1 protein-coding gene is annotated in these 1,239 nt (G+C 66.3%); it reads left to right on the forward strand.

The annotated features are described in order from the left end of the window. The coding region (locus tag AB0L59_RS42270) for a hypothetical protein (protein ID WP_365593542.1) at window positions 1-1,155 on the forward strand (1,155 nt) is incomplete at its 5' end. Between the last annotated feature and the right edge of the window lie 84 nt (window positions 1,156-1,239).

A 1,239-nucleotide genomic window follows, 5' to 3' on the forward strand; every position in this document is an offset into this window, starting at 1 on the left:
GCTGTCCCGTCTCAGTCGGTCTGGTCGGAATCTCAGATGATCTGGTCCGTTTCGCTCGTCGCCTCAGGTGATCTGGCTCCTGGCGTGGGAGCAGGCCACGAGGAAGATATCGAGGAGCCGTCGGCGTCCAGGCCCCCTTCCGGGGCGTGCATACCTGAAGAAGGCGCCTGGGCCGGTCGCGGCTATGATCCGCATCTTCGAGCGATTGGGGATCTGGTGGGGATATTTCGGCGCGGGGAGCGGCGTGATGGGGTGGACCTGCCGCGCGACGGGGAGTTCGCGTTCCTGTCCGAGGCGGAGGCTACGCGGTTGCGTACCTTCGTCCGCGAGGCATTCGCGGGGCGCGGCATCGAGGTAACGGTCGAACCGGGCCGCGTGACCACGGACTCAGGTTGGCGCTTCGGCCTCTCCAACCTTGCGGCCGTGTGCCACAACGACAGCCGCGGCCCCCGGTGCTGGCGGGCGCTCGTAGACGAACATGTCGACCGGGTCATCCGATCGATGGATGGACCTCAGGCTCTCAAGGCCCTGCCGCACGAACAGCTCCTGGTCCAGCTCTACCCCCGCTTCATTCCCAGCGATCCCGCGCTCCTGAAGGCTTTCGGGTACGGTCCCCAATCGGTCCCGGGGCTGTTGGAGGTGCTGGCGCTCGACCTCCCGGAAACCGTCGACATGCTGACCGCGGACTCCCTCTCCAACCTGGGTGACATCACGGCCCTTCGGGACCGTGCGTTCCAGAACCTACGAGCCGTCCGCGTTGACAAGCACAAGGTGGTCAGGGACAAGGACGGCTCCCACTTCGACGTGCTGATGGGCGGCTCGTACTTCATCGCGAGCCTCGCCCTGGTCCTGGACGAGGTCGTACTCCGCTACACCATGGACGCACCGGCGCCGGACGGAATCCTGGTCGCGCTGCCGCACCGACACCAACTCGCCTTCCACGTCGTCCGCGACAGGAACGTGGCCTCCTCGCTGCACGCCATGGCCCGGTTCGCGGCCATGGGCTTCGAGCAGTCACCGGGCGCGCTGAGCCCCTCGGTGTTCTGGTGGCACGAGGGCAGCTTTACCCAGGTCGCCACCCAGGACGACGCCGGCTTGCACATCAAACTCACCCAGGAGGCCATGGACCTGGCAGCACGTTTCGCGGGCGGGTAGCCAGACCTGGCTCGACATGCAGTCTTGCAGTCACTTCGAAACGCCGCCGGCGGACCACAACGATCGAGACGACGGACACCATCT

This window comes from Streptomyces sp. NPDC052109, assembly GCF_040680195.1.
In the GTDB taxonomy this organism is placed as follows: domain Bacteria; phylum Actinomycetota; class Actinomycetes; order Streptomycetales; family Streptomycetaceae; genus Streptomyces.